Source organism: Chryseobacterium salviniae (assembly GCF_035819015.1).
Lineage (GTDB): Bacteria > Bacteroidota > Bacteroidia > Flavobacteriales > Weeksellaceae > Chryseobacterium > Chryseobacterium salviniae.
Window position 1 is genome coordinate 51,349 of record NZ_JAYLAA010000044.1, and the last position, 23,381, is coordinate 74,729.

Sequence of the window (23,381 nt, forward strand, 5' to 3'; positions counted from 1 at the left end):
GTTTAAAACAAAAAATGACCGGATTTCTCCGGCCACTCATAAGATTCTATATTTTTCTACCTCTGAAATTAGTTCAGCTTAATAACTCCCGAAGCAGGAGCACCACCGCCTGATGGAGGAGGGCCACCCGCAGAAGCGCTATCCGCTAACATACGGTATTGTGCGGTTCCTTTCTCCGTTTTAATGGTTCCGGAAACGGTGTATAAATAAAGATCCCCGGAAACGGAATAAGGATTCGCCGAATTGTTGATGTAAAAATTAATTTCCACGGTTGACATTTTCTTTGCCAGCTCCAGGAAAGCGTCCATCAATGTAGTGATCTGAGCTTCTGTAAGTCCTTTTGACAACATGCTCTCTTTTGTTTTCTCGTAGGAAGCAGAAGCGCCTCCGCCACCGAAAAACCAGGTCCACACCGAAAGGTTGGCGCTGGCTGCAGTTTTTTCAAATTCTTTCACCTGAGTCTGAGCACTTGCATCCAGCATGCCCATTGCAAGGTTATTCAATTTCTGTACATCTTCGCTGGACATGGCAGAGATCTGAAGCTTGGCTTTGATTCTTCCTTCAGCGTGAGCCGGAACGGTGTAAGATAGCCCGGTAAGCTGTCCCTGTCCGGATACTTCAATCGAGTATGCTTCTGTAGCGCTGCCCGATGATCTTGCGGCGTCAAAGATTACGCGTTCAAAAGGATCGTTGATCCCGACTCCTGTTTTGGTGATTTCAATGGTTTCCATTTTTTCTTTTGTTTTTTGGTTAGTATTAGTTTTTACCCTTTAACAGGTAAGTGATTTTGATAAACCAAAGTAACAAAGAAAAAAACAGGAAGGGTAGCGTAGAAATTACCAAATATTGGGTTGGGTGTAAATACTTAGTAGTGTGGTGGTTAAAGGATTGATTTAAAAAAGAGAAGTTTTGGCTTCTCTCTTATGTTATTTTTTACCGAGGGACAGCATTGCATTTGCAATATTTAATGTACTCTTATCATATTGCTCGTGTCCATAGTTATGTTTTTCATTTAAGTCATAAAAAGCTCTATACAGATCAAATGGATTTTGAGATTCCCCGACCCATTTCACTATAATTTCTAAAATCTCATTCATGACAGGTTGATAAGTCATTCTGCCATCAGATTTTCTAATTCCGTTATTATCTGATTTCTTTTTTCCCAAATTCAAGAAAACATTTTTTTCATCATATATAATATCACGTAGTTGTTTAAATTCTTTACCTTTTGGAAGATAGTCAATTAAAAGCTTTCTAATACCATTATAATATAACTGATATTTTTCTTCAGGGTTTTCAAATTCCTTACTAATTATTTGTTTTAGTTCATCAAATTCCTCTAAGTTACCAGTTTCAGAATTTATAGTTAACTGGCGGCCAATCTTTTGGTTAGCTTTCTGTAAAAGCTCTAATCTTTCCATGTCTTCTGATGAAAGACTTTCTTGTTTTTTTGCATCTTTTTTATTACTCATAATTTGTATTATTTTAATTCTAAAACTAACTTAATCTTTTCGCTTGCTTCTTTAATGCTAGCTTCATTCCATGTTATAGGATTTAATTTGGTAATTGCATTACTGTAATCTGGATAGAATTCTTTAAATGCAGCATGATAATTTTTTTCATATAATTCTTTCTGGTACCATATGAAAAAAGAATAAACTATTGATGGATGTACTTCTATTTCATTTGCAAATTTTGAAACTAAGTAAGAATTATTTATATATCTTTTTATATAATGAAATTTATCTTCAGACATAAAAAAGTTTCTAGCAAATTCATTTGCTTTATCTTCTATTAAAAATAAATCTTTATCATCGGATAAATGATAACTACTCTTCTCAATTAAATCAAAATCAAATAGTACATGGTTTAATTCATGCAATAAGGTAAACCATAATGTAGGGTAATTTTTATTAAAGTCAGTAATAACAATACAAGGTTTTTCATTAATAATAAAAGTTGCTCCTCTCACTTGTGTTGTAGATAAGTAGTTTTGAAAAATAACAGTTACCCCTATATTATATAATGCTCTAGTTACTGTTAAGAGTCCATTGCTAACATCTTGACTATAAGGTTTTATTTTAACGATTAAATCTTTTAGCCTTTCACGATTATAATTATTAGGGTTATTAATAATACGAAAAGTTTGGTAAGCTGACTTTATCCAAAAATCTTTCATTTTATCTGAATGATTTTTTTTAACTCGACTGTAAAGAGGTTCATTCAATTGCTGTTCAAACTCACTTATTGTTAAATAACCAAAATAATTTAAAACTTTTTCAACAAGGTTTTCAGTGTTGAAATCCGAAGCAAAAAAACCTAATTTAGTTAATGCTTTTACATCGAAATTTTTTACAATAAATGTTGCTTTTCTGGCATTATCGATAGAAGCTATATTTTCTATACTTTGATTTTTTAAAACAACATTAATAAAATTATTTACATCAACATCTAAGAATTCAGCTATTTTAACAATATGTATTAGATTTGGCTGTTTTGCTGTACCGTTGAGAATTTCTTCAAAAACATCTTTATCGATATTAAGTAGTTTTAAAGCTTTTGTCTTACTTAAATTATATTCGGATATTTTTTTGTCAAAAACATCCTTTATATTAATTTCAGAATCTGAAAATATTGCATTTAATAAATTTTCTATACTCATATTTTAATAATAAAGGGAAAATTCCCTTACAAATATAGGTAAAATTTAAATATAAAAACATTTTTGAGGGAAATTACCCTTTATTTAATTAAACGCCCTCCTAAACTCCCCGGGCGACTGATTCACCTTCTGCTTAAACAGCTTGCTGAACGACTGCGGATGCTCAAAACCCAGCTCATACGCAATTTCACTCACTGATAAGCTGGTTGTGCTCAAACGCTCTTTAGCATGATCGATCAGCTTGTTCTGAATATGCTGTTGTGTGTTTTGCTGCGTGTGAATCCGTAATAAGCTGCTCAGGTAATTTGGGGAAATATTCAGCTGTTCGGCGATGGATTTTACCGAAGGAATCCCTTTTTCCAGAAGATTTCCGCTGCTGAAATACTGCGAAAGCACTTCTTCAAATTTCTCCAATAATTCGTGGCTGGATTTTTTGCGGGTAAAAAACTGGCGTTCATAAAAACGTTCGGCATAAATCAGGAACAGTTCGAGCTGGGCGACAATCAGTTCCTGCGTGAATTTATCCGTATTATTTTGGTATTCCTTTTCAATATTCCGGAAAAGCTCAACAATAACCTTCTCCTCCTTATCCGACAAAAACAATGCTTCATTGATCTGGTAGCTGAAAAACTCGTACGACTTGATTTTCCTGATCAGCGAAGTTCCCCACAGAAAATCGGGGTGAATAAGCAGCAGATAGCCCGTGGGTTCCACCACGACATCAGGTTTCATTTCCAGGCTCAGAAACTGAAGCGGCGAAACAAAGCACAGCACGCCCGAATCAAAATCATATTCCTGCTGTCCGTAGTTGAACTTCGCATTGATATTCCGTTTCAGTCCAACCGAATAAAAATTCTGGATCCATTTCAGCTCCGTATCGTTCACCGGATACTGTATTTTGCTGTAATCAATAAGGCTGATCAGCGGATGTTCCGGATTCGGAAGATTACAAAACGCATGAAAATCTGAAATCGAATTAAATCTGAAAGTCTGTTTCATACCGCTAAATTATTAATTATTTTGAATCATTGAGCATCAGTTATTTACCTTATTTGAGAAATTAACGAAATTCTTTAACAATAATATTTAAATCGATTATTTTTTCAACATTAAACATCAATCATCAATCATCAATCATCAACCATTATCTTTACCCCGAGGCTTCGACAAGCTCTGCCTGACAATATGTACCCATAGCAAGCAGTATTAGCGCTGTCATCCTGAACCTGTCGAAGGATCTTCAATTACTTAAGCTTAATTTCTTAATGTTAAAATAAAATTATCAATTTAAACAGGTTCTTAAAAATATCTCTTCAACAGTTCCCGGAAAAATTCTATTTTTAAAACCACAAAAACAATTGTCTGATGATCAGTAAGGCTCTCGAAATATGCTACGATTTCCCTTTTTTCTTACCCGAAGAACTGCAGGAAATATTCAATGCCCATGAAAAAATAACTTTTCATAAAGGAGATTTTATCCTTGAAGAAGGCAAAACGGCGAATGAATATTACATTCTGGAGAAAGGCCTTGCCCGGTCATTTGTAACGGATTTCAATGGCAACGACGTCACCACCAATTTCTTTGTGGAAAACGAAATCATTATTGAGGTTTCTTCGCTATTTCAAAGAATTCCTACCCAGGAAAACATCGTCTGCATCACCGACTGCGAATGCTGGAAATTCAATTTTGAAACCTTTCAGGAGCTATTTCATAAAATTCCTAACCTTCGGGAATGGGGAAGAGCATGGATGTCGCAGCAGCTTTTTATCGGGAAGCAGCGCTCCGTGGAAATGTTTACCCTTTCTGCCACCAAACGTTACCTTAATCTTCTGGAGCAAAAACCTTACGTCATCCAATTTGCGCCGCTAAAGCAGATTGCGTCCTATCTCGGTATAACCGATACCTCTTTAAGCCGGATCCGTAAAGAATTGGTTTCACATCCGGGGAAAATGTAAATCTTGTCTTATGGCAAGCTGATTTTCGCAGCAAGTTGATAATTTTGGGTACAGTTAACAAGTCATCACGCTATGAAAATCAATCAGATCTATGTCAACCTTCCCGTAAAAAATATTCAGAAAACAAAAGCGTTCTGGACGAATGTAGGATTTTCGGTTAACGAACAGATTTCCGATGAAAGGGCAGTCTGTATCATGATGAATGACACGATTTCCATTATGTTTTTAACGGAAGAATTTTTCGAAACTTTTTCAGAAAGGCCGGTTCCGAAAGGCGATACTACACAGGTATTGGTCGCGATCGGCTTAGACAGCCGCAAAGAAGTGGATCAGGTAGTAAATGCAGCGGTCGCCAACGGCGCAACCCAACACGAAGAACCACAGGATCATGGCTGGATGTATCAAAATTCCTTCTGGGACATCAACGGCCACGGCTGGAACGTCATCTTTGCAGACCCTTCTCAGATTCCATCATAATTAAAACATCAAAAACATAAACTTATGGACACACCAACCTCAAAAAAATTAGACATCATCATTCCTGCATTCCGTGGTCACAGTCAGAATTTCCTGATGGTGCTTGACGGAATTTCCGAAGAAGACGCCCTTAAAAGAATAGAAGGAAAAACCAATCATATCATCTGGATGGCAGGAAACTTCTTAGACATGAGATATGCTTTAGGAACTCTTCTCGGAATTCAGGAAGAATTTGAATTTAAAGATCTTTTCTTTGAGGGAAAAAGCCTTGATGAAAGTCTTGCCTATCCTTCTTTACAACAGTTAAAAGATGCTTTCCACAAAATTTCACCTCTGGTATATCAGAAATTGCTGGAAGTATCGGATGAAGAATTAGACAAAGCCTTTCCGATGGGAATGAACATCGAATTTTTCCCGGAAACGGTTCTGAATTTCATAGGAATGTGTATCGGGCGGGAAGATTACTTGTGCGGACAAATCGGACTGATGCGGAGAATCCTCGGCTACGAAGGAATGAAATATGAATTCGATAAAGATTTAAAATATTAAAAATGAACCCGGTTGAAAAAGGCTATCAGCACATCAACGGAATTGAGATGTATTACGAGATCTACGGTTCCGGAAAACCTTTGGTGCTGATTCATGGCGGAGGAAGTTCCATTTTGTTTGATTATAAAGACGTAATTGCACGACTGGAAAATAAATTTCAGCTTATCGGAATTGATCTTCAGAATCACGGAAGATCCGGTCATCGCAATATTCCGGAAACTTTTGAACAGGATGCACATGATATTGCTGCACTTCTGAAAAGTATTAACATTGAAAAAGCTTCATTTTGGGGATTCAGCAACGGTGGAAATACGGTTATGCAAATTGCTCATCTGTATCCTGAAATAGTGGAAAAACTGGTTGTTGCATCGGCATTCTACAAAAGAAACGGAATGATGGACGGTTTCTTCGAAAGCATGAACAATGCTACCCTCGATTTCATGCCCGAACCTTTGAAAGCCAATTTTTTAAACCTGAATCCTGATTTTTCTGCGCTGGAAAATATGTTTGATAAAGACGGTAAAAGAATGCAGACCTTCGAAGACTGGGACGAAAATGTATTAAAAAACATATCATCTCCAACTTTATTTATTTCAGGCGATAAAGACGTCATGAAGCCGGAGCATGCGGTGGAAATGTGGCGGCTGGTGAAAGATTCGCAACTCATGATTCTTCCGGCAACGCATGGCTCTTACATGATGGCAGATTTCAACGGTAATACCAATGAAAAACTCATCGACTTTACGGTAAACGAAGCAGAAAGGTTTTTAAACAATTAAAATTTTCCGCAAAACTTTTGCTGAGTGAAACGCCCTTGCGAACTTAAAAAAAGAATAGTAGTAAAAAAATCTTTGTGGTCCTTTCGTTAAAAATAAATTTAAAATAAAAAATCATGGCTAAATTAAATTCTTATCTAAACTTTGACGGGAAAGCCGAAGAAGCTTTCAATTTTTACAAATCCGTTTTTGGCGGAGAATTCCTCGGTGAGATCTACAGAATGGGAAATGCTCCCGGAACCGAAAACCTTTCCGAAGAAGAAAAAAACAGGGTAATGCATATTGCGCTCCCTGTCGGCAACGACCTGCTGATGGCTTCCGATATCGTTCCAAGCTTCGGACAAACCCTCACGGTAGGAAACAGTAATTACGTATCAATATTTCCTGAATCCAGAGAAGAAGCAGACAGGCTTTTTAAAGGACTTTCAGAGGGCGGAAATATAGAAATGCCTATAGAAGACCAGTTCTGGGGAGATTATTTCGGAAGTTTTCAGGACAAATATGGTATTTATTGGATGATCAACTATAATGAAGAATATGTAAAATAAGCTTATCTTAGTATAAACAAAAGTGAACAACGGCACTTTTAAAACACCAAATATATATTGATATGGAACCTATAAAAATTGAGATTACGATTCTCGCACCCGTTCAGAAAGTATGGGAATATTTCAACAGCCCGGAACACATCACCCAATGGAATTTTGCCAGCGATACCTGGGAATGTCCTTCTGCTGAAGTAGATTTAAAAGAAGGAGGGAAGTTCACCACAAGAATGCAGGCAAAGGACGGAAGCTTCGGGTTTGATCTTATTGGAATTTACGACGAGATAATCCCTGAAAAAAGCATTCGTTATCACATGGAAGATCAAAGAAAAGTAGAGGTAATCTTCGATAAAATCGATGAAAATACCACAAAAGTAACTGAGATTTTCGATCCCGAAAAGCAGAATCCTGTTGAAATGCAGCGTGACGGCTGGTACGCGATTCTCAATAACTTTCATAAATACGTTGAAAATCATTAAATAATACTTTTCCGGTCATGATCAATTTGGTAATAATGGCAAAATGCCTGAATTCGATTTGCGCCGTAAGCCACACTGCAAAAGGTAATTTTTTGCAGGGAATTATTTCCGCTCCGGCAAGAAGAGCCCTGGAAAAAGAAAAAATAAATTCCCTCGAAAAACTTTCGCAATATTCTGAAAAAGAAATCCTTCAAATGCATGGCTTTGGTAAAAATGCAATGGAGAAACTGAAAATTCACATGATGGAAAATGATAGGTATTTTAAAAATAATCAAAGCTAATTGTTGCGTTTAAGATTAATTAGTAATCAATCAAATAACCCTTTTGTTTTACTTATTTAAATGAAATGCCTTTGTTTACCTTTAAAAGATTATTGTATTGCAAAAACTTTGTCTAGCCTTGCGATAATAAAGTGTAGCAATAAACGATGGATTAAAACTTACATTTAACCGCTAATTCGCATTAAATTAAAACTATGAACAATAATATTTTTCCGTGCCTCTGGTACGATGAAAATGCCAAAGAATCTGCCGAATTTTACTGTAAAATATTTGGCGGAAAAATCACTGCAGACACCCCGGTCGTCATGAACATCGAACTTTTTGGTCAGAAAATGATGCTCCTGAACGGCGGGCCGCAATTCAAGAAAAATCCGTCGGTTTCTTTTATGGTAATCTGTGAGACCGAAGATGAAGTGCAGCAGTACTGGGATCAGCTGATGGAAGGCGGAATGGCCTTAATGCCGCTGGATTCCTATTCCTGGAGCAAAAAATACGGTTGGCTGAAGGATCAATATGATGTTACCTGGCAGATATTTCTGGGAGAAAAACGGGAAGAACAGAAGATCATTCCGACCCTGATGTTTATGCATGGAAACAACGGCAAAGCAATGCAGGCCATGGAATTATACACTTCCACATTTCCCAATTCCAAGATTGGAAATATTTTAAAATACGGACAAGGAAGCGAAGGACATCCCATTGCAGAACCGGCTGAAAACATTCAGCATGCGCATTTTGTGATTGACGGTTACAGCTTTTTCTGCATGGACAGCTCCTACGATCATCAGTTTGATTTTAATGAAGCGATTTCCATGGTAGTGATGACCGACGATCAGCAGCAGACCGATCATTACTGGAACAGCTTAACCTCAGACGGAGGAAGGGAAAGCATGTGCGGATGGTTAAAAGATAAATTCGGGTTCAGCTGGCAGATTGTTCCTAAAAGATTGATAAAACTCATGAATGACGCTGATCCCATGAAAGCCCAACACGTAGTGCAGGCGATGATGAAAATGCAGAAAATTATTATAGAAGATCTGGAGAAAGCTTATCATTCTTAAACAAATCAATCCGATTGATTATTAATTGAATAACCTTTAACACACTTAAATTTTTAAGGTTAAAGAAAACTTTATTTAGAAGTTGTTTAAAATAAAAAGATAAAACTCTATGGAGTTTTATCTGTGTAGAAATCATTTGCAAGATGCCTGGCGTTCCGTAGGAACGCTATCTTTAAAACATTTATCGTATTATCAAGATGATTTCTACGGATTGATTGACTGATTTATTCTTATTTTTACACTGATTCTGCTCCTAAAGGAGCAATTTATTTTTACTTTAACAATCTTTTAATTAAACTCAAACAACTTTAAATCTAATTTGAAATGTAATCCATATTTTAAGATACCATATTTTTCGGCTTCGGCTTGCTGTTTGATGCTGTAAAGGAAAATGTTTTTTATGAAAACACACAACAAGTCACAATCTAAATCAAAAGTACCCGAAGAAGGTGTTTTACCGGAAATTATCCGGGAAAATTATAAAGGAAGCGAAAAGCTGTTGGACAAAAAAGCGGTTATTTCAGGAGGAGACAGTGGGATAGGACAGGCCGTGGCCGTGCATTTTGCCCGTGAAGGCGCAGATGTTGCCATTATCTACAAAGAAAGTGATGATGATGCGGAAGAAACAAAAAAGCTCGTAGAAAAAGAAGGCCGCAAATGTATTTTGCTGAAAGGTGATATTTCAAAAAAGAATTTTCAGAAAAAATGCATTGAAAAAATAAAAAAAGACTGGAAAACTTTAGACATACTGGTGAATAACGCTGGAATACAGTTTCCGAAAAATAATATTGAAAGCATTACCGACGAACAGATTCATGAAACATTCAATACCAATATCATCTCCATGATTTCCTTTACCAGAGACTGCCTGGAACTGATGAAAAGCGGATCCCGGATTATCTGTACAACCTCTGTAACAGCCTATCGTGGAAGTGATCACCTCATTGATTATTCATCCACGAAAGGAGCCATAGCAACATTTATACGCTCTCTGGCGACCAATATTGCAGAAAAAAATATTCTGGTAAACGGTGTTGCGCCCGGCCCGATCTGGACACCTCTGGTGAAAGAAACCTTTGATGACGTTTCAGATTTCGGAAAAGACAATCCGATGAAAAGAGCAGGGCAGCCTTCGGAAGTTGCGCCGGCTTATGTATTTTTGGCATCACAGGATTCAAGTTTCATTACCGGTGAAATCATCCACATCAATGGAGGAGATTATGTAGGAGGATAATTAATATACAATAACAGCTACTTTATACAATTATGGAAATATTACATTTTGATATTCAGATTAATGCGGAAGCAACAAAAGTATGGACGGTACTCTGGGACGATTTCTCTTTCAGACAATGGACATCGGCTTTTACAGAAGGTTCTTTTTATCAGGGAAATCTCGAAAAAGGAAGTATTATAAAATTCCTCGATCCTAAAAACAATGGAATGTACAGTAAAATAGTACAGCTCATTCCAAACGAGGAAATCACTTTTCTTCATCTCGGAGAAATTTATGAAGGCGTAGAAACACCCCGCGACTGGGGAGAAGCGACGGAAAGATACATCCTTAAAGAGCATGAAAATACAACGCATCTTTACGTTGAAATTGCAACGACGGAAGAATTCAGATCATTCTTTGAAGAAAAATTTCCGAACGCATTATCCAATGTTAAAAATCTTTCAGAAAATCAGCTTTAAATAACAAATAAACATCAGCTATGGAAACATTATCTTATGAAATCGTTATCAATGCTCCCAAGCAAAAAGTCTGGGACGTTCTTTGGAATGAAAAAACATACAGTGAATGGACGAAATTTTTCAATCCCGCTTCTGCTTCTATAATGAAATCCGACTGGAAAGTTGGTGGAAAAACGTACTTTTTGAATACGGAAGGAGAGGGAATGGTTTCAACCATTGATAATTTGGAAGAGCCTGATCAGATTATTTTTAAACATCTCGGAATGGTGGATAAAGACGGAAATGAAGATACCGAAAGCATGGAAATAAAGCAGTGGAGCGGATGTTTTGAAAAATATTTTTTAATTGATTTTGATGGAAGAACCAAGCTTCATGCTGAGGTTCAGGTTGATAAAAACTGGGAAGACCATATGAATAAAGGCTTTACACAGGGGCTTGAAGTTGTGAAACAATTAGCGGAAAGTAGTAACTTGCAGCCTTAAGCAATACAATTCTATGAAACTACTAACAATTCTGTTTGTAACATTCGTTCTTGCGTTAGCAGGAACGAAAATTTTTCAGGGTGACTGGAACTTTTTATTTTCCGGAAACTTGGGAATGGCCGTATTCATCATATTTACAGGTTTTTCACATTTTAAATTTCAGAAAGGGATGGTTATGATGATCCCGGAATTTATCCCTGCTAAACTATTTTGGGTATATTTTACAGGAGTTATAGAAATTGCTGCCGGAATTGGTCTTATGATTCCTTCAATCCGTGAGCTGACTGCTGTTTTACTGATAATTTTTTACGTATTGGTATTTATTGCCAACATCAATTCGTCAAAGAAAAACATCAATATTTTTAAAGCAGATTTTACCGGCCCGGGAATGGCTTACCTATACAAAGAAAGAATCCCGATGCAGATTATTTTAATAGCATGGACGTGGTATTTCGGGATTTATCTGAATTAAATTATTGAATTAAATTTTTCAAAATATTTTTACCACCTGGATGTAACAATTCTTTGGGTTAAGTCGTCTTATTATTACAGAATCTTAACACAAAACCATGAATATGAATATCACTGCTAAAATCTTCGGAATATCACAAGTGGTAATAACCGCCTTAATGATGAATGCACAGACCAATACCGCAAAACTGCCGGGAGATCCTTCCCTGGTTTCTACAAAAGCAACATTCGACCAGCTTATTTCTTATGACAAAGGAAACTTTAAATATAAAGTGGAGGATTACTTTGCAAGGCCGAAAGCTTCACAATTTAAAATTTCGCCGGACGGACAGTATCTTTCCTACAAGGAAAAAGACAAAGACAGTAAAAACCATGTCTATGTAAAAGACCTGAAAACCGGAAAAATTACCAAAGCGCTCGAAGAAAAAGACGATCTGATCAGAAGTTACGGCTGGCTGGATAAAAAGCGTCTGTTCTACACTCAGGATCGTGGCGGAAATGAAAACCTGCATCTGTATGCCGCAGATATCGATGGTAAAAACCTAAAGGATCTTACCCCTTTCGAAGGAATTACATTAGGAACCGTAAAGCTTATCAAAGATACCCCGTTTGTGGTAGTTACCATGAACAAAAACAACAAACAGATTTTTGAGCCGTATAAAATCAATTTCAACACCGGGGAAATTACCCAATTGTATGAAAACAAAGATGTTAAAAGTCCGATTGATGATTATATTTTCGATAAAGACGGAAACCTTCGTGCGTACGTAGTTCTTGAAAACGGTTTAACTTCAAAATTATATTACAAAGATCTGCAGACCGGGAAATTCAACCTCCTGAAATCTACAGACTGGAAAAATACCTTCTACATCGCAAGCTTTAATGAAAATTCCAAAAACAAAGATGAAGCGTACGTCGTAACCAATCTCGATGGTGATAAATCAAGAATTGTCCTGTATGATTTAAAAAAAGACGCGGTGATTAAAGAAGTTTATTCCCATCCTGATTTTGACGTAAGTTCCATCGGTCTTGCCGGGAAAAACAGAAATTACGAGCTGGATGAAATCAGCTATAACGGGATTAAAAATGAAACGATTCCCGTAAGTAAATTCTATAAGGAAGTCCACGAAAAACTGGCGTCAGAATTCGGTGACAAACAATTCTATGTTGTTTCTTCTGATGACAACGATGAAAAACTTTTAATAGTCGTAGACAGCGATAAAATATACGGGAAGTATTATGAATACGACACCAAATCCAAATCCATTAAGCTTCTCTTCGATCTCATGCCTCAATTGAAAGAAGAAGACATGGCGGAAATGCGCCCAATTGAATTCAAAAGCAGGGACGGATTAACCATCCGTGGTTATATCACACTGCCAAAAGAAGCGCTGCAGGGCAAAAAAGTTCCTTTAATTGTAAACCCTCACGGCGGTCCGCAGGGAATCCGTGACGACTGGGGCTTCAACCCGGAATCGCAGTTGTTTGCCAGCAGAGGATATGCCACACTGCAGGTAAATTTCAGAATTTCCGGTGGATACGGCAAAGAATTCCAGCAATCCGGTTATAAACAAATCGGGAGAAAAGCAATGGATGATGTGGAAGACGGTGTAAAATATGTTATTGACCAAGGCTGGATCGATAAAGACAAAGTTGCCATTTATGGCGGAAGTCACGGCGGATATGCGACTTTAATGGGATTGATTAAAACGCCGGATCTGTATTCCTGTGGGGTAGATTATGTAGGCGTGTCCAATATTTTCACATTTTTCGATTCCTTCCCGGAATACTGGAAACCGTACAAAGAAATGGTAAAGCAGATCTGGTACGATTTGGATAATCCCGAAGAAGCCAAAATTGCCAAAGAGGTTTCCCCGGTTTTCCAGATTGATAAAATTAAAAAACCTCTGTTCGTGGTTCAGGGAGCCAATGACCCAAGAGTGAACATCAATGAATCTGATCAGATCGTAAAAGCACTAAGAGCCAAAGGCTTTGAAGTTCCGTATATGGTAAAGTATGATGAAGGCCATGGATTCGGAAAAGAACCCAACCGCATCGAATTCTACAAAACCATGATGGGTTTCTTTGCCAAAAATTTTAATCAGTAAATCCAATACATTTTTATAATTAAACTACGGAAAGTCCTTAGGGCTTTCCGTTTTTTATTTTGAATGAGAAAAAGTATTGCGATGGATTTTCGGGTACTGATAAAAAAAGGTATTCTTTTAAAAGTCCTCTCCTTGTGAGAGGGATTTAGGGAGAGGCTATACACGATTAACAAAAGAAAATCCGAACTTCCCGAAAAATATTTTAAATTTATTAAAGTAAAACAAAAATTTCAACCGTCATAGCAATATGGAGGTTGTCGAAAAAATAACAATGCCACAGAAGGAGAAGGATAATATCATCTCGCAAACCGTTTCAAAGTACGGAGGAAAGCTGATGTCTTATATTCGTCCCAAAGTGAAAAATGCGGAAGATGCGGAAGATATTCTGCAGGAAGTATGGTATCAGTTCAGTAGCATTACCAATCTTTCCGAGATTGTAAACGTGGGCGGCTGGCTGTACCGGGTAACGGCCAATAAAATCACCGACAAGTACCGGAAGAAAAAAACCGAAAACCTTGAAGATTTTGTCTACGAGGATGAAGACGGTGACTTTTCTATTAAAGATATCCTCCTGATGGATGAAAGTGCCGGTCCGGAAGTAAAAATGTTTCAGGATGAAATCTGGAAAAAATTATTTGAAGCACTGGAAGAGCTGCCGGAAAAGCAAAGACTGGTATATGTTGAAAACGAACTCAATGATAAAACCCTTCAGGAAATAGCCGATGAACACGGTGAAAATATCAAAACCATCATCAGCCGAAAAAATTATGCAGTAAAGCACTTGAGAAACCGGTTGAGGAAATTATACGAAGATTTAAATAGTTAGTAAAAAGAAAAATATGAATCATAAACATAAAAAAGGCTGGATCTTTTTAATATTATGTCCGCCATTAATTTTTTTAGGAGTTACATGGATCGTAATGGCCTTGTGGAATCATCTCCTTCCGGAAATCCTTGGCGTGAAATCGATTACGTACTGGCAGGCCATGGGAATCCTCATCTTATGTAAAATTCTTTTCGGAGGCTTCCATTTCGGAAAAGGGATGAGAGATTTCAAGGAAAGAAAAATGAGAGAGAAAATGATGCACCTTTCACCCGAAGAAAGGGAAAAATTCAAGGAAGTCTGGAAAAGCAGGTGTGAAAGCGGCTTTTTCGGAAGAAATAAAAAAACAAACGAATAATTGAAATTTAAGAAGTAGTAAAGTAAAGTTCAATACGATTCGTCTTTATAAAAAGAAGTAGTAAAATTTAAAATTTAAAAAAATGAAAAATTCAGTATTAAAAGGGGCTCTCGGAGCATTAGCCATTGCAGGCGTTGCCATGATCGTAAAAAAAGCAGCACAAAGAAAAAGATTTGTAAAAGGTATTTTTGAGGAATACGGAATCAAGGAAAAATCACCTTTCGGACTGGCCGATAAAATCAGGGAAATGGATGAAGAACAATATCAGGAACTGAAGGGAAAGTTTAGAAAAGAATTTGCTTCAAGATGCCATCACCGTTTTGAGAAGAAAGAAAATATGACGGAAGCATAATAAAGTAACTAAATTGAAATTGTTTATTCCGGTTCGGGAAGCTTCGCTTCCCGAACCGGAATTTTTTTATAGTCATTGCGATGAGCGCAGCGAAAAAGCAATCTCAAAAAGCATCAATTCATGAAAAACTTTCCAAAAGGCAATTTTTAAGGAGCAATTTCCAGCTTTCCGCACTCGCTATTTTGTATGATTTCGGGGCGGCGGCTCAGCCGCCGCCCCGAAACCATACAAAATGAGCTCAGACAGATGCTCCAATCTGGGCTAGGGTAGCAGTCGGAATAATACTATTTCACTATAATTTGTCATGCTGTAAGCATCTAAAAATAATTAAAATAGCTTTTGTTGAGGTTCTAGGCATGATAATCTCATATTCAAATAAAACATTTAGCCTTGCTGAGTGAAGCGCCATTGCGAGCGAAAAATAATTGCAAACATTTCAAAAAACCTTAGCGGACTTTGCGTTAAAATGCTTAATAAGATACTTCCAGCATGAAAATCACGGTAAAATAAAGCGCTTAGCCTTTAACGTTTTAAAACAGTTTGCAAAATAAATCTGCGCAATCCGTGAAATCTGCGGGATAAAAACGTTGCATTTATTGCATATCTATTTTACGAACTCTGCGTTAAGGATGGTTGGTGAGATGCTTCCGGCATGAGAAAATGTGTAAATTAATCGCTTACGTAATTTAAAACAAAACGTACCCCTTTGTTGAGTAGAACGCCTTTGCGAACGAAAATATTCTCAATCATTACAAAAAATCTTTGCGGACTTGGCTTTAAAAATTTAGGAGAAAAATGAATTCCCTCACTTTGCCCGCAATAACAAATTCCTTACTTTTGTATAGCTCAATGAAAGATTACTACTATTTTCTCGGAATTCCGCATGATGCTTCAGAAGAAGACATCAAAAAAGCTTATCGAAAACTGTCCTTAAAGTACCATCCCGACAAAAACCAAAACGATGATTTCTTTGCAGACCGATTCAGAGAAATACAGGAAGCATATGAAACTTTGAGCGATAAAAGCAGGAGATATGCTTACGACCAGAATTTAGAAAGTCAGCAGAAAAGCTTCCGGTATACAGTTCCGCCTTCCATCAAGACATTTTCAGCCAATAAAATCCATGCAAAAAAAGGAGAGGAAATCATTGTGACTTGGCAGACACAAAATGCAGATGTAGTAAAAGTTTTACCTTTCGGCTTGGAAAAAGCGTACGGAGAAAGAATATTTAAAATAACCGAGTTTAAAGATGGTAAATTTCAGATTCTGCTTCATGCTACCAATTCATTGCTGCATAAAACAGCAGTACAGGGAATCACCATAACCGAAGTTTTTGAAAATGATAAGGAGAAATTCAAAGACAAAGCGGAAGAATTATTCAAGTCACAGCCGAGAACAGCTACAAATCCAAACGGACAGCCAAGAATCATGAAAATCATAGTGGCTGTTGGTTTATTGGTATTGGCCCTGTATTTTTTAATAAAGAGCTTCGGGCATTAAGCCATCTTCTTTCTTCCCGGACACTTCTTGCATCGTTTTCCCTTCTTAAATTTCTTGCAGCATGATTTTTTATCTCCACAATACATTTCTTCGGAGTTGCCAGAATATACGGGCGCTAAAGGCGGTACTTTAAATGGAACGATCATATTCATGATGCAAATATATTAATTTAGAATAAATACAGATAATAAAATTTCATGAAATTCATTAGGTTGAATAATAAAAGGTTAATGAAGAAATGAAAAATTCATTCCGGAAAATAAACGAGCATAGAAATTTATTCATCATTACATGTTTTCAAGTTGATTTTTACAAGATCATAAACATATAAAGCTTAAAATAATTTATGTAAAATTGAGTAATTGTTTTGTTTTTATTTCAAAATGACAATAAAAGCCATTTAATTTTGAACAGCATAACATACTTTTTGTGATTTCCGTACGTTCTTAATTTACTTGTACAATTTTCTAAAAAATCGTAATTTTACGAATCTTTTTTACAACAAAAATCTAATAAATAAAAATGAATACAGAACAGTTTGTGAGCCGCCACATTTCCGTAAATGAAGCCGATAAACAGGCAATGCTGGAAAAAATTGGCGTTTCAAGTGTTGAAGAGCTCATCTCTCAAACCATTCCTTCTTCTATCCGCTTAGAGAAAGATCTTGACATTTCAGAACCGCTTTCAGAATACGAAATGCTGAATCATTCCAAAGAGCTGGCCGCAAAAAATACGGATTACACCAGCTATATCGGTTTTGGATATCACAATACCTTGCTGCCTTCGGCTATTCAGAGAAATATCTTTGAAAACCCGAGCTGGTACACTGCCTATACCCCTTATCAGGCGGAAATAGCACAGGGAAGACTGGAGGCTCTTCTTAATTTCCAGACTGTTGTATGTGACCTTACAGGTTTTGCCTTGGCAAATGCCTCATTATTGGATGAATCTACGGCAGCAGCAGAAGCCATGCACATGTTCTTCAACAACAGAACAAAAGATCAGAAAAAAAGCGGAGCCAATAAATTCTTCGTTTCCGATCTTGTGTTACCGCAGACGGTATCCGTTTTAAAAACAAAAGCGGAAGGACTGGAAATCGAAATCGTAGAAGGAGATCATGCTTCTCATGAATTCGACGGTTCTTACTTCGGGGTGTTATTGCAATATCCGGGAAAAAACGGAATCGTTTTAGATTATACTCAAAATATTGCAGAATATAAAAAATCAGATCTTCAGGTAGTCGTTGCCTGCGACCCGATGGCTTTGGTTAAATTAAAATCTCCTGCATCCATGGGAGCCGATTGTGCCGTCGGAACCACACAGAGATTCGGTATTCCGTTAGGTTACGGCGGGCCTCACGCAGCATTTTTCTCTTGTAAGGAAGATTATAAAAGAGATATTCCGGGAAGAATTATCGGGGTTTCTCAGGATGCTTATGGAAAACGTGCCCTCAGAATGGCATTGCAGACCAGAGAGCAGCACATTAAAAGAGAAAGAGCAACATCAAATATCTGTACCGCTCAGGTTCTTTTGGCAGTAATGGCTGGAATGTATGCTGTCTATCATGGCCCGAAAGGATTAAATTATATCGCTGACCAGATTCACTTTAAAGCAAATGCGCTGAAAAACGGATTGAAAGCGTTAGGGTACGACATCGTTGAAGAACCGATTTTCGATACGGTAAAAATCAACCTTAATGAAGATGAGAAAGGAAGACTGATGAGAATGATGCTTGATCACAAACTCAACCTGAATTATTTCACGGAAGGGGTGGTAAGTATTGCGATCAATGAAAGTACAACATTGGATAAACTGAATTATCTGATGGCTTCTTTTGCTCAGTTTAAAGACAAGCAAAGTTTCAAATTAGAAATAAAAGAAGGATACAGCATTCCGGAAGAGAATTTAAGAAAAGACGAGATTCTTACGGAAGAAGTATTCAACAAATACCATACGGAAACAGAATTGATGCGTTACATAAAGCGCCTGGAAAGAAAAGATCTGTCATTGACGCACTCTATGATTTCTTTAGGTTCTTGTACAATGAAGCTTAATGCAGCAACGCAGATGCTGCCGCTTTCCTGGGAAAACTGGGGAGCAATTCACCCTTTCGTACCGGTAAACCAGGCAGCAGGGTATCAGGAAATGATCCGTGAACTGGAAAAAGATTTAGCTGAAATCACAGGATTTGCAGGAACTTCTTTACAGCCGAATTCCGGAGCTCAGGGAGAATATGCAGGATTGATGGTCATCAGAGAATATCATATTTCAAGAGGGGAAGGCCACAGAAATGTAGTGTTGATTCCACAATCTGCACACGGAACAAACCCGGCATCTGCAGCAATGGCAGGAATGAAGATCGTGGTAGTGAAAAACCTCGAAAACGGTGAAATCGACTTCGATGATTTAAAAGCTAAAGCAGAACAGCATTCTGAAAATCTTTCCTGTGTAATGATCACATATCCGTCAACCTACGGATTCTTCGATGCCAATATTAAAGAAATTACTTCTTTGATTCATGAGCATGGCGGACAGGTATATATGGACGGAGCCAACATGAACGCTCAGGTAGGATATACCAGTCCGGGGAATATCGGGGCAGACGTTTGCCACCTGAATCTTCACAAAACTTTTGCAATTCCTCACGGAGGAGGAGGTCCTGGTGTTGGGCCGATCTGTGTGGCTAAACATTTAGTTCCTTTCTTACCTTCCAATGCAAATATCAAAATCGGTTCTAAAGAATCGATCGAAGGAATTTCCGCAGCACCTTACGGTTCCGGATTGATTTTGAATATTTCTTACGCTTACATCAAAATGTTAGGAACTTCAGGATTGAAAAAAGCAACGGAACACGCTATTCTGAACGCAAACTATTTAAAAGAAATTTTGGCGGAGCACTTCCCGATTTTATATTCCAACGAAAATGGAAGAGTGGCCCACGAATGTATCGTAGATTTCAGACAGTTCAAATCCTTAGGAATTGAAGTAGCTGATGTTGCGAAAAGACTAATGGACTACGGATTCCACGCGCCAACCGTTTCCTTCCCTGTTGCGGGAACATTGATGATTGAGCCTACAGAATCGGAAAGTAAAGCTGAAATCGACCGTTTTGCAGAAGCATTAATCGCGATCAAGCATGAAATTGATGAGATTGCAAGCGGTGATGCAGATCCGGCAAACAACGTGTTGAAAAATGCACCTCACACGGAACAATTGGTAATCTCTGATTCATGGGATAAACCGTACAGCAGAGAGAAAGCAGCTTATCCGCTGGAGTGGGTGAGAGATCATAAATTCTTTGCCTCTGTTTCAAGAGTAGACGAAGCATACGGAGACAGAAACTTAGTGTGTACTTGTGAGCCGATTGAAGCGTATATGTAATTAAAATTTTTTTAAATATAAAATCCCTTTCAGTGATGAGAGGGATTTTTTGTGTCATTGCGAGGAGTGAAACAACGAAACAATCTTGTCCAATGAAAAATGAAGAAGTCTACATTCTAACATTCAATTTAAGTTTCATAAAAAGTAAAATTTATTTTTTTATTTAAAATCGATTATTTTTCTATTAATCATTTTGTGGTTTTCAGAGTATTGATCAGATTTTAACTTAGTATAAAACCAATGATTTAATTGTAATTATTTGATTTTTAGATTTCAGCAGGATGCAGCAGGATGCCTGTGTTTACGTTTGTGTTTAGATTAGTTAACATAAAATTAATCAACATGATAAGATCATTACTACCTAAACGCACTCTTACGGCTTTGCTGTTTTGCGGGTTAACCTATTCCACATTCGATGTACAGGCACAGACATTAGCCTTTCCGGAAGCCACCGGTTTTGGAAGATATACAACAGGAGCAAGAGGTGCTGCCAATCCTCAGATTTATTTGGTCACAAACTTAAACGACAGCGGACCGGGCTCATTCCGTGATGCGGTGAGCCAGCCGGGAAGATTTGTCATTTTTAAAGTGGGTGGAATTGTGAATTTACAGTCCGTGGTTGCTGTTGCAGCAAACACAACGATTGCAGGCCAGACTGCTCCCGGTGAAGGAATTGTCTTTTTGGGACCGAGAGTTTCCTTTACAGGAGCCAATAATACCATTGCGAGGTATCTCAGAATCCGTTATGGTGGAACTTCACAAAATCAGGATGCTTCAGGAATTGCCAACGGAGCAAATATTATTTTAGACCATATGACGTTCACCTGGGGAACAGACGAAGTTTTCTCGGTGAACTGGGATAATAACGGCACAGCTCCGGATAATATCACCATTCAGAATTCTATTATCGGGCAAGGAATGCACCGCCATAATCACTCTGCCGGCGGACTGATGCAGCCTCCTCCGGGAGGTAAAATAAGCCTGATCGGAAATTTATATATCTGTAACAAAACACGTAATAATAAAATAAAAGGCATCAATGAATTTGTAAACAATGTGGTGTACAATTGGGGAAACTACGGAAATACTTACGGACATACCCAATCCGGTGAAGCTTATATTATGGGCGGAGATTCTGCAGGAAGCTCTTTTGCGAATATCATCAACAATTATTTTATTGGAGGGCCAAACACAAGCAGTACGGTTTCTACGCCTTTCAGTGTTGGAAATGCTAACTTTAATTTGTACGGATCCGGAAATTATTTCGACAATAATAAAAATGGAATATTGGATGGTACTCTGGTTCCTCAGAATTTAACAGGGTATCCGGTGGGAGATCCTGCAGCAATATTGGCTGCTCCATATGATTATCCTATGAAAAACCCGGTGTTAACGGCGCAGGCTGCTTTTGATCATATTGTTTCGGGTGTCGGTGCATCTTATCCGAGACGTGACCAAGTCGATAATTTAATGATTTCAGATTTACAGTCGAAAGGAACAACTGCTACTTATGTGTATGTACAAGCTGATTTAGCTAATCAATTTGGCTTTACGAATGGGGGCGCAGGACACGTATATGGTGCTCCGGCTCCATTAGATACGGATAATGACGGTATGCCGGATGTATGGGAAGATGCCAATGGAACCAATAAAAATGTTTTCGACGCTCTACAGGTAAGTGCCACTAATGCACCGTATCTGAATATTGAAGTGTATATAAATGGTTTACCTAATACCGCACCTGCGGATTTTATTATTCCGCCAACTAATCTGAATTTCACCAATGCTTTGACAACAACGGGAAATCCTTCTGTGAGTTCTTTAACGGTCAGTTGGAACGATAATGCCACGAATGAAACAGGGTATGTTCTGGAAAGGTCAGACAACGGAACAAATTTCACCGTTATTGCAACATTAGCTGCAAATGCTACAACGCATAATGAAACGGGTTTGATACCCAATACCCAGTATTATTACAGGGTAAAAGCAATCAATGCTTCACAATCTTCCGTATATACTGCAAATGCTTCAGTAACGACACCGCCGATTCCTTCACCTCCTACAAAAGCAACTAATCCGGTACCTGTAAACGGAAATAATAGCGCAGAATTAAGCAGCGGAAATCTGCTTTTAAAATGGAATGGAAGCGCAAACACCACAACATATTCCGTTTACTTTGGAACGAATCCGGGAAATCTGAATAATTTAGGAACCGTATCTTACAGCGCGTCACCTTCTTATCAATTAAATAACCTGAATCCGGCAACAGACTATTACTGGAGAATTGATGCCACAAATGCTTTGGGAACTGCAACAGGTGATGTTTGGTCTTTTAGGGCAATAACACAGACATTAGTCGGAAGCTGGCCTTTTTCAGAGACTCCTTCTTCTGGTGCACAAATCACCGATATAACTTCATTTGCCAATCATGGAGTTTTAAATACGTCTTATGATAATGCTGCTGTACGGGTTCCCGGAAAAGAAAATTATGCCCTTGATCTGGCTACTTCTCCGAATAATACCTATATCGCAAGCATTCCGCATCAAGATCAGATTTTATTTAATACTAATTCTTTTACGGTATCTTATTGGATGAAAGCGCCCACAAGTATGATCCCTTCATCTTCCTCTACGAGTTTGTACGTATTATGCAAAGGTTCGATAACGGCTAATGCTTCAACAGGAGCCACCGGAAAACGTTTTAATGTAGAAATTAAAGGAGGACAGTTACGATATGCGATTGACGATAATGTGACGAAAAAAGAGATTACTTCACCAATTGCTAATTATTTCACTAATAACTGGGTACATGTTGTAATCCAACGGGATATTATCGCTCATAAAATGAGAATTTATACCAATGGCGTTTTAAGTTCCGAAGGAGATGAAACCGCTGTTACAGGAATTGGAGAGGCAAGTGATTTTGTAATCGGAAATATCGGCGAGCTTGAATTTCAGGCAACTGCCAATGCTTCTGCACCGTACAAAGGGGCATTTGATGAGCTTAAAATGTATAATTATGCATTAACTGCGGCAGAAGTCTATTCGTTATACAATCAGGCTGTATTGAGTAATAATGAATTCAGCATCAGCAAAAATGTGGGAACAGTATACCCGAATCCTGTTAAAGATCAGATTTCCATTAAACTTCCTGAATATAAGAAGTCAAGCCTTACAGCGACCGTTATTGATATGGCAGGAAAAATTATCATTAAGGAAAAGATTAATGCCAATGGAAACGGAATTTTTAATCTGAATATGGCAGGCAGAAAAGCTGCAGGAAATTATATTCTTAATGTTTCCGGGGAGAATTTAAATAGCAATTTTAAAATTTTAGTGCAATAAATAAGAACATACTTAGTTCATTCATATTATATTAGAAGAAGTCCCTTTCAGTGATGAAAGGGCTTTTTTTGTGGATTGAT

24 protein-coding genes are annotated in these 23,381 nt (G+C 37.7%); 20 read left to right on the plus strand and 4 right to left on the minus strand.

The genetic code is table 11. From position 1 onward, the window contains the following. Positions 1 to 68: 68 nt before the first annotated feature. The 4 genes from SOP96_RS13800 to SOP96_RS13815 form a co-directional block, all read right to left on the minus strand. Complete coding sequence (locus tag SOP96_RS13800) at positions 69 to 731, minus strand: hypothetical protein (RefSeq protein ID WP_051686407.1); 663 nt, start codon at positions 729 to 731, stop codon at positions 69 to 71. A 195-nt stretch (positions 732 to 926) separates the two neighbouring features. Further along, positions 927 to 1,472 (minus strand): hypothetical protein, encoded by a 546-nt coding sequence (locus SOP96_RS13805; protein WP_326321513.1) that lies wholly within the window; start codon positions 1,470 to 1,472, stop codon positions 927 to 929. An 8-nt stretch (positions 1,473 to 1,480) separates the two neighbouring features. Continuing rightward, positions 1,481 to 2,662: an ImmA/IrrE family metallo-endopeptidase gene (locus SOP96_RS13810; RefSeq protein WP_326321514.1), complete on the minus strand. Its 1,182-nt coding sequence runs from the start codon at positions 2,660 to 2,662 to the stop codon at positions 1,481 to 1,483. 84 nt (positions 2,663 to 2,746) lie between these two features. Beyond that, complete coding sequence (locus SOP96_RS13815) at positions 2,747 to 3,661, minus strand: helix-turn-helix domain-containing protein (RefSeq protein WP_326321515.1); 915 nt, start codon at positions 3,659 to 3,661, stop codon at positions 2,747 to 2,749. 366 nt (positions 3,662 to 4,027) lie between these two features. Between SOP96_RS13815 and SOP96_RS13820 the strand changes: the two genes are divergently transcribed. From SOP96_RS13820 to SOP96_RS13915, 20 genes are all read left to right on the plus strand, one after another. Further along, positions 4,028 to 4,618, plus strand: coding sequence for a Crp/Fnr family transcriptional regulator (locus tag SOP96_RS13820; protein ID WP_326321516.1), 591 nt, complete (start codon positions 4,028 to 4,030; stop codon positions 4,616 to 4,618). 72 nt (positions 4,619 to 4,690) lie between these two features. Further along, positions 4,691 to 5,095: a VOC family protein gene (locus tag SOP96_RS13825; protein WP_326321517.1), complete on the plus strand. Its 405-nt coding sequence runs from the start codon at positions 4,691 to 4,693 to the stop codon at positions 5,093 to 5,095. Between the two features lie 24 nt (positions 5,096 to 5,119). After that, positions 5,120 to 5,644 carry a DinB family protein gene (locus SOP96_RS13830; RefSeq protein WP_326321518.1) on the plus strand — a complete coding sequence of 175 codons (525 nt, stop codon included), beginning with the start codon at positions 5,120 to 5,122 and terminating at the stop codon, positions 5,642 to 5,644. A 2-nt stretch (positions 5,645 to 5,646) separates the two neighbouring features. Next, positions 5,647 to 6,423 carry an alpha/beta fold hydrolase gene (locus SOP96_RS13835; RefSeq protein WP_326321519.1) on the plus strand — a complete coding sequence of 259 codons (777 nt, stop codon included), beginning with the start codon at positions 5,647 to 5,649 and terminating at the stop codon, positions 6,421 to 6,423. Between the two features lie 113 nt (positions 6,424 to 6,536). Continuing rightward, entirely contained in the window at positions 6,537 to 6,968 is a 432-nt protein-coding gene (locus SOP96_RS13840) for a VOC family protein (protein ID WP_326321520.1), read from the plus strand. Positions 6,969 to 7,030: 62 nt separating this feature from the next. Further along, a complete protein-coding gene (locus SOP96_RS13845; protein WP_326321521.1) occupies positions 7,031 to 7,444 on the plus strand; it encodes an SRPBCC family protein in 414 nt (137 codons plus the stop codon). 17 nt (positions 7,445 to 7,461) lie between these two features. After that, positions 7,462 to 7,725 (plus strand): helix-hairpin-helix domain-containing protein, encoded by a 264-nt coding sequence (locus tag SOP96_RS13850; RefSeq protein WP_326321522.1) that lies wholly within the window; start codon positions 7,462 to 7,464, stop codon positions 7,723 to 7,725. Between the two features lie 194 nt (positions 7,726 to 7,919). After that, entirely contained in the window at positions 7,920 to 8,786 is an 867-nt protein-coding gene (locus tag SOP96_RS13855) for a VOC family protein (protein WP_326321523.1), read from the plus strand. Between the two features lie 400 nt (positions 8,787 to 9,186). Further along, positions 9,187 to 10,020, plus strand: a complete 834-nt coding sequence (locus tag SOP96_RS13860; protein WP_326321524.1) for an SDR family oxidoreductase — start codon at positions 9,187 to 9,189, stop codon at positions 10,018 to 10,020. Between the two features lie 32 nt (positions 10,021 to 10,052). Next, entirely contained in the window at positions 10,053 to 10,481 is a 429-nt protein-coding gene (locus tag SOP96_RS13865; RefSeq protein ID WP_326321525.1) for an SRPBCC domain-containing protein, read from the plus strand. 20 nt (positions 10,482 to 10,501) lie between these two features. Beyond that, positions 10,502 to 10,963: an SRPBCC family protein gene (locus tag SOP96_RS13870; protein WP_326321526.1), complete on the plus strand. Its 462-nt coding sequence runs from the start codon at positions 10,502 to 10,504 to the stop codon at positions 10,961 to 10,963. Between the two features lie 13 nt (positions 10,964 to 10,976). Further along, positions 10,977 to 11,435 (plus strand): DoxX family protein, encoded by a 459-nt coding sequence (locus tag SOP96_RS13875; protein ID WP_326321527.1) that lies wholly within the window; start codon positions 10,977 to 10,979, stop codon positions 11,433 to 11,435. A gap of 103 nt (positions 11,436 to 11,538) precedes the next feature. Then, positions 11,539 to 13,542 (plus strand): S9 family peptidase, encoded by a 2,004-nt coding sequence (locus SOP96_RS13880; RefSeq protein WP_326321528.1) that lies wholly within the window; start codon positions 11,539 to 11,541, stop codon positions 13,540 to 13,542. A gap of 271 nt (positions 13,543 to 13,813) precedes the next feature. Further along, positions 13,814 to 14,368 carry an RNA polymerase sigma factor gene (locus SOP96_RS13885; RefSeq protein ID WP_326321529.1) on the plus strand — a complete coding sequence of 185 codons (555 nt, stop codon included), beginning with the start codon at positions 13,814 to 13,816 and terminating at the stop codon, positions 14,366 to 14,368. Between the two features lie 13 nt (positions 14,369 to 14,381). Further along, on the plus strand, positions 14,382 to 14,723 hold the full coding sequence (locus SOP96_RS13890; protein ID WP_326321530.1) for a hypothetical protein: 342 nt from the start codon (positions 14,382 to 14,384) through the stop codon (positions 14,721 to 14,723). 82 nt (positions 14,724 to 14,805) lie between these two features. Next, entirely contained in the window at positions 14,806 to 15,075 is a 270-nt protein-coding gene (locus SOP96_RS13895; protein ID WP_326321531.1) for a hypothetical protein, read from the plus strand. Positions 15,076 to 15,155: 80 nt separating this feature from the next. Beyond that, on the plus strand, positions 15,156 to 15,311 hold the full coding sequence (locus SOP96_RS13900; RefSeq protein ID WP_326321532.1) for a hypothetical protein: 156 nt from the start codon (positions 15,156 to 15,158) through the stop codon (positions 15,309 to 15,311). Positions 15,312 to 15,924: 613 nt separating this feature from the next. Further along, entirely contained in the window at positions 15,925 to 16,575 is a 651-nt protein-coding gene (locus SOP96_RS13905) for a DnaJ domain-containing protein (protein ID WP_326321533.1), read from the plus strand. A gap of 522 nt (positions 16,576 to 17,097) precedes the next feature. Continuing rightward, positions 17,098 to 19,956 carry an aminomethyl-transferring glycine dehydrogenase gene (gene gcvP, locus SOP96_RS13910; RefSeq protein WP_326321534.1) on the plus strand — a complete coding sequence of 953 codons (2,859 nt, stop codon included), beginning with the start codon at positions 17,098 to 17,100 and terminating at the stop codon, positions 19,954 to 19,956. A gap of 342 nt (positions 19,957 to 20,298) precedes the next feature. Next, positions 20,299 to 23,301, plus strand: a complete 3,003-nt coding sequence (locus tag SOP96_RS13915; RefSeq protein ID WP_326321535.1) for a LamG-like jellyroll fold domain-containing protein — start codon at positions 20,299 to 20,301, stop codon at positions 23,299 to 23,301. Positions 23,302 to 23,381 lie beyond the last annotated feature (80 nt).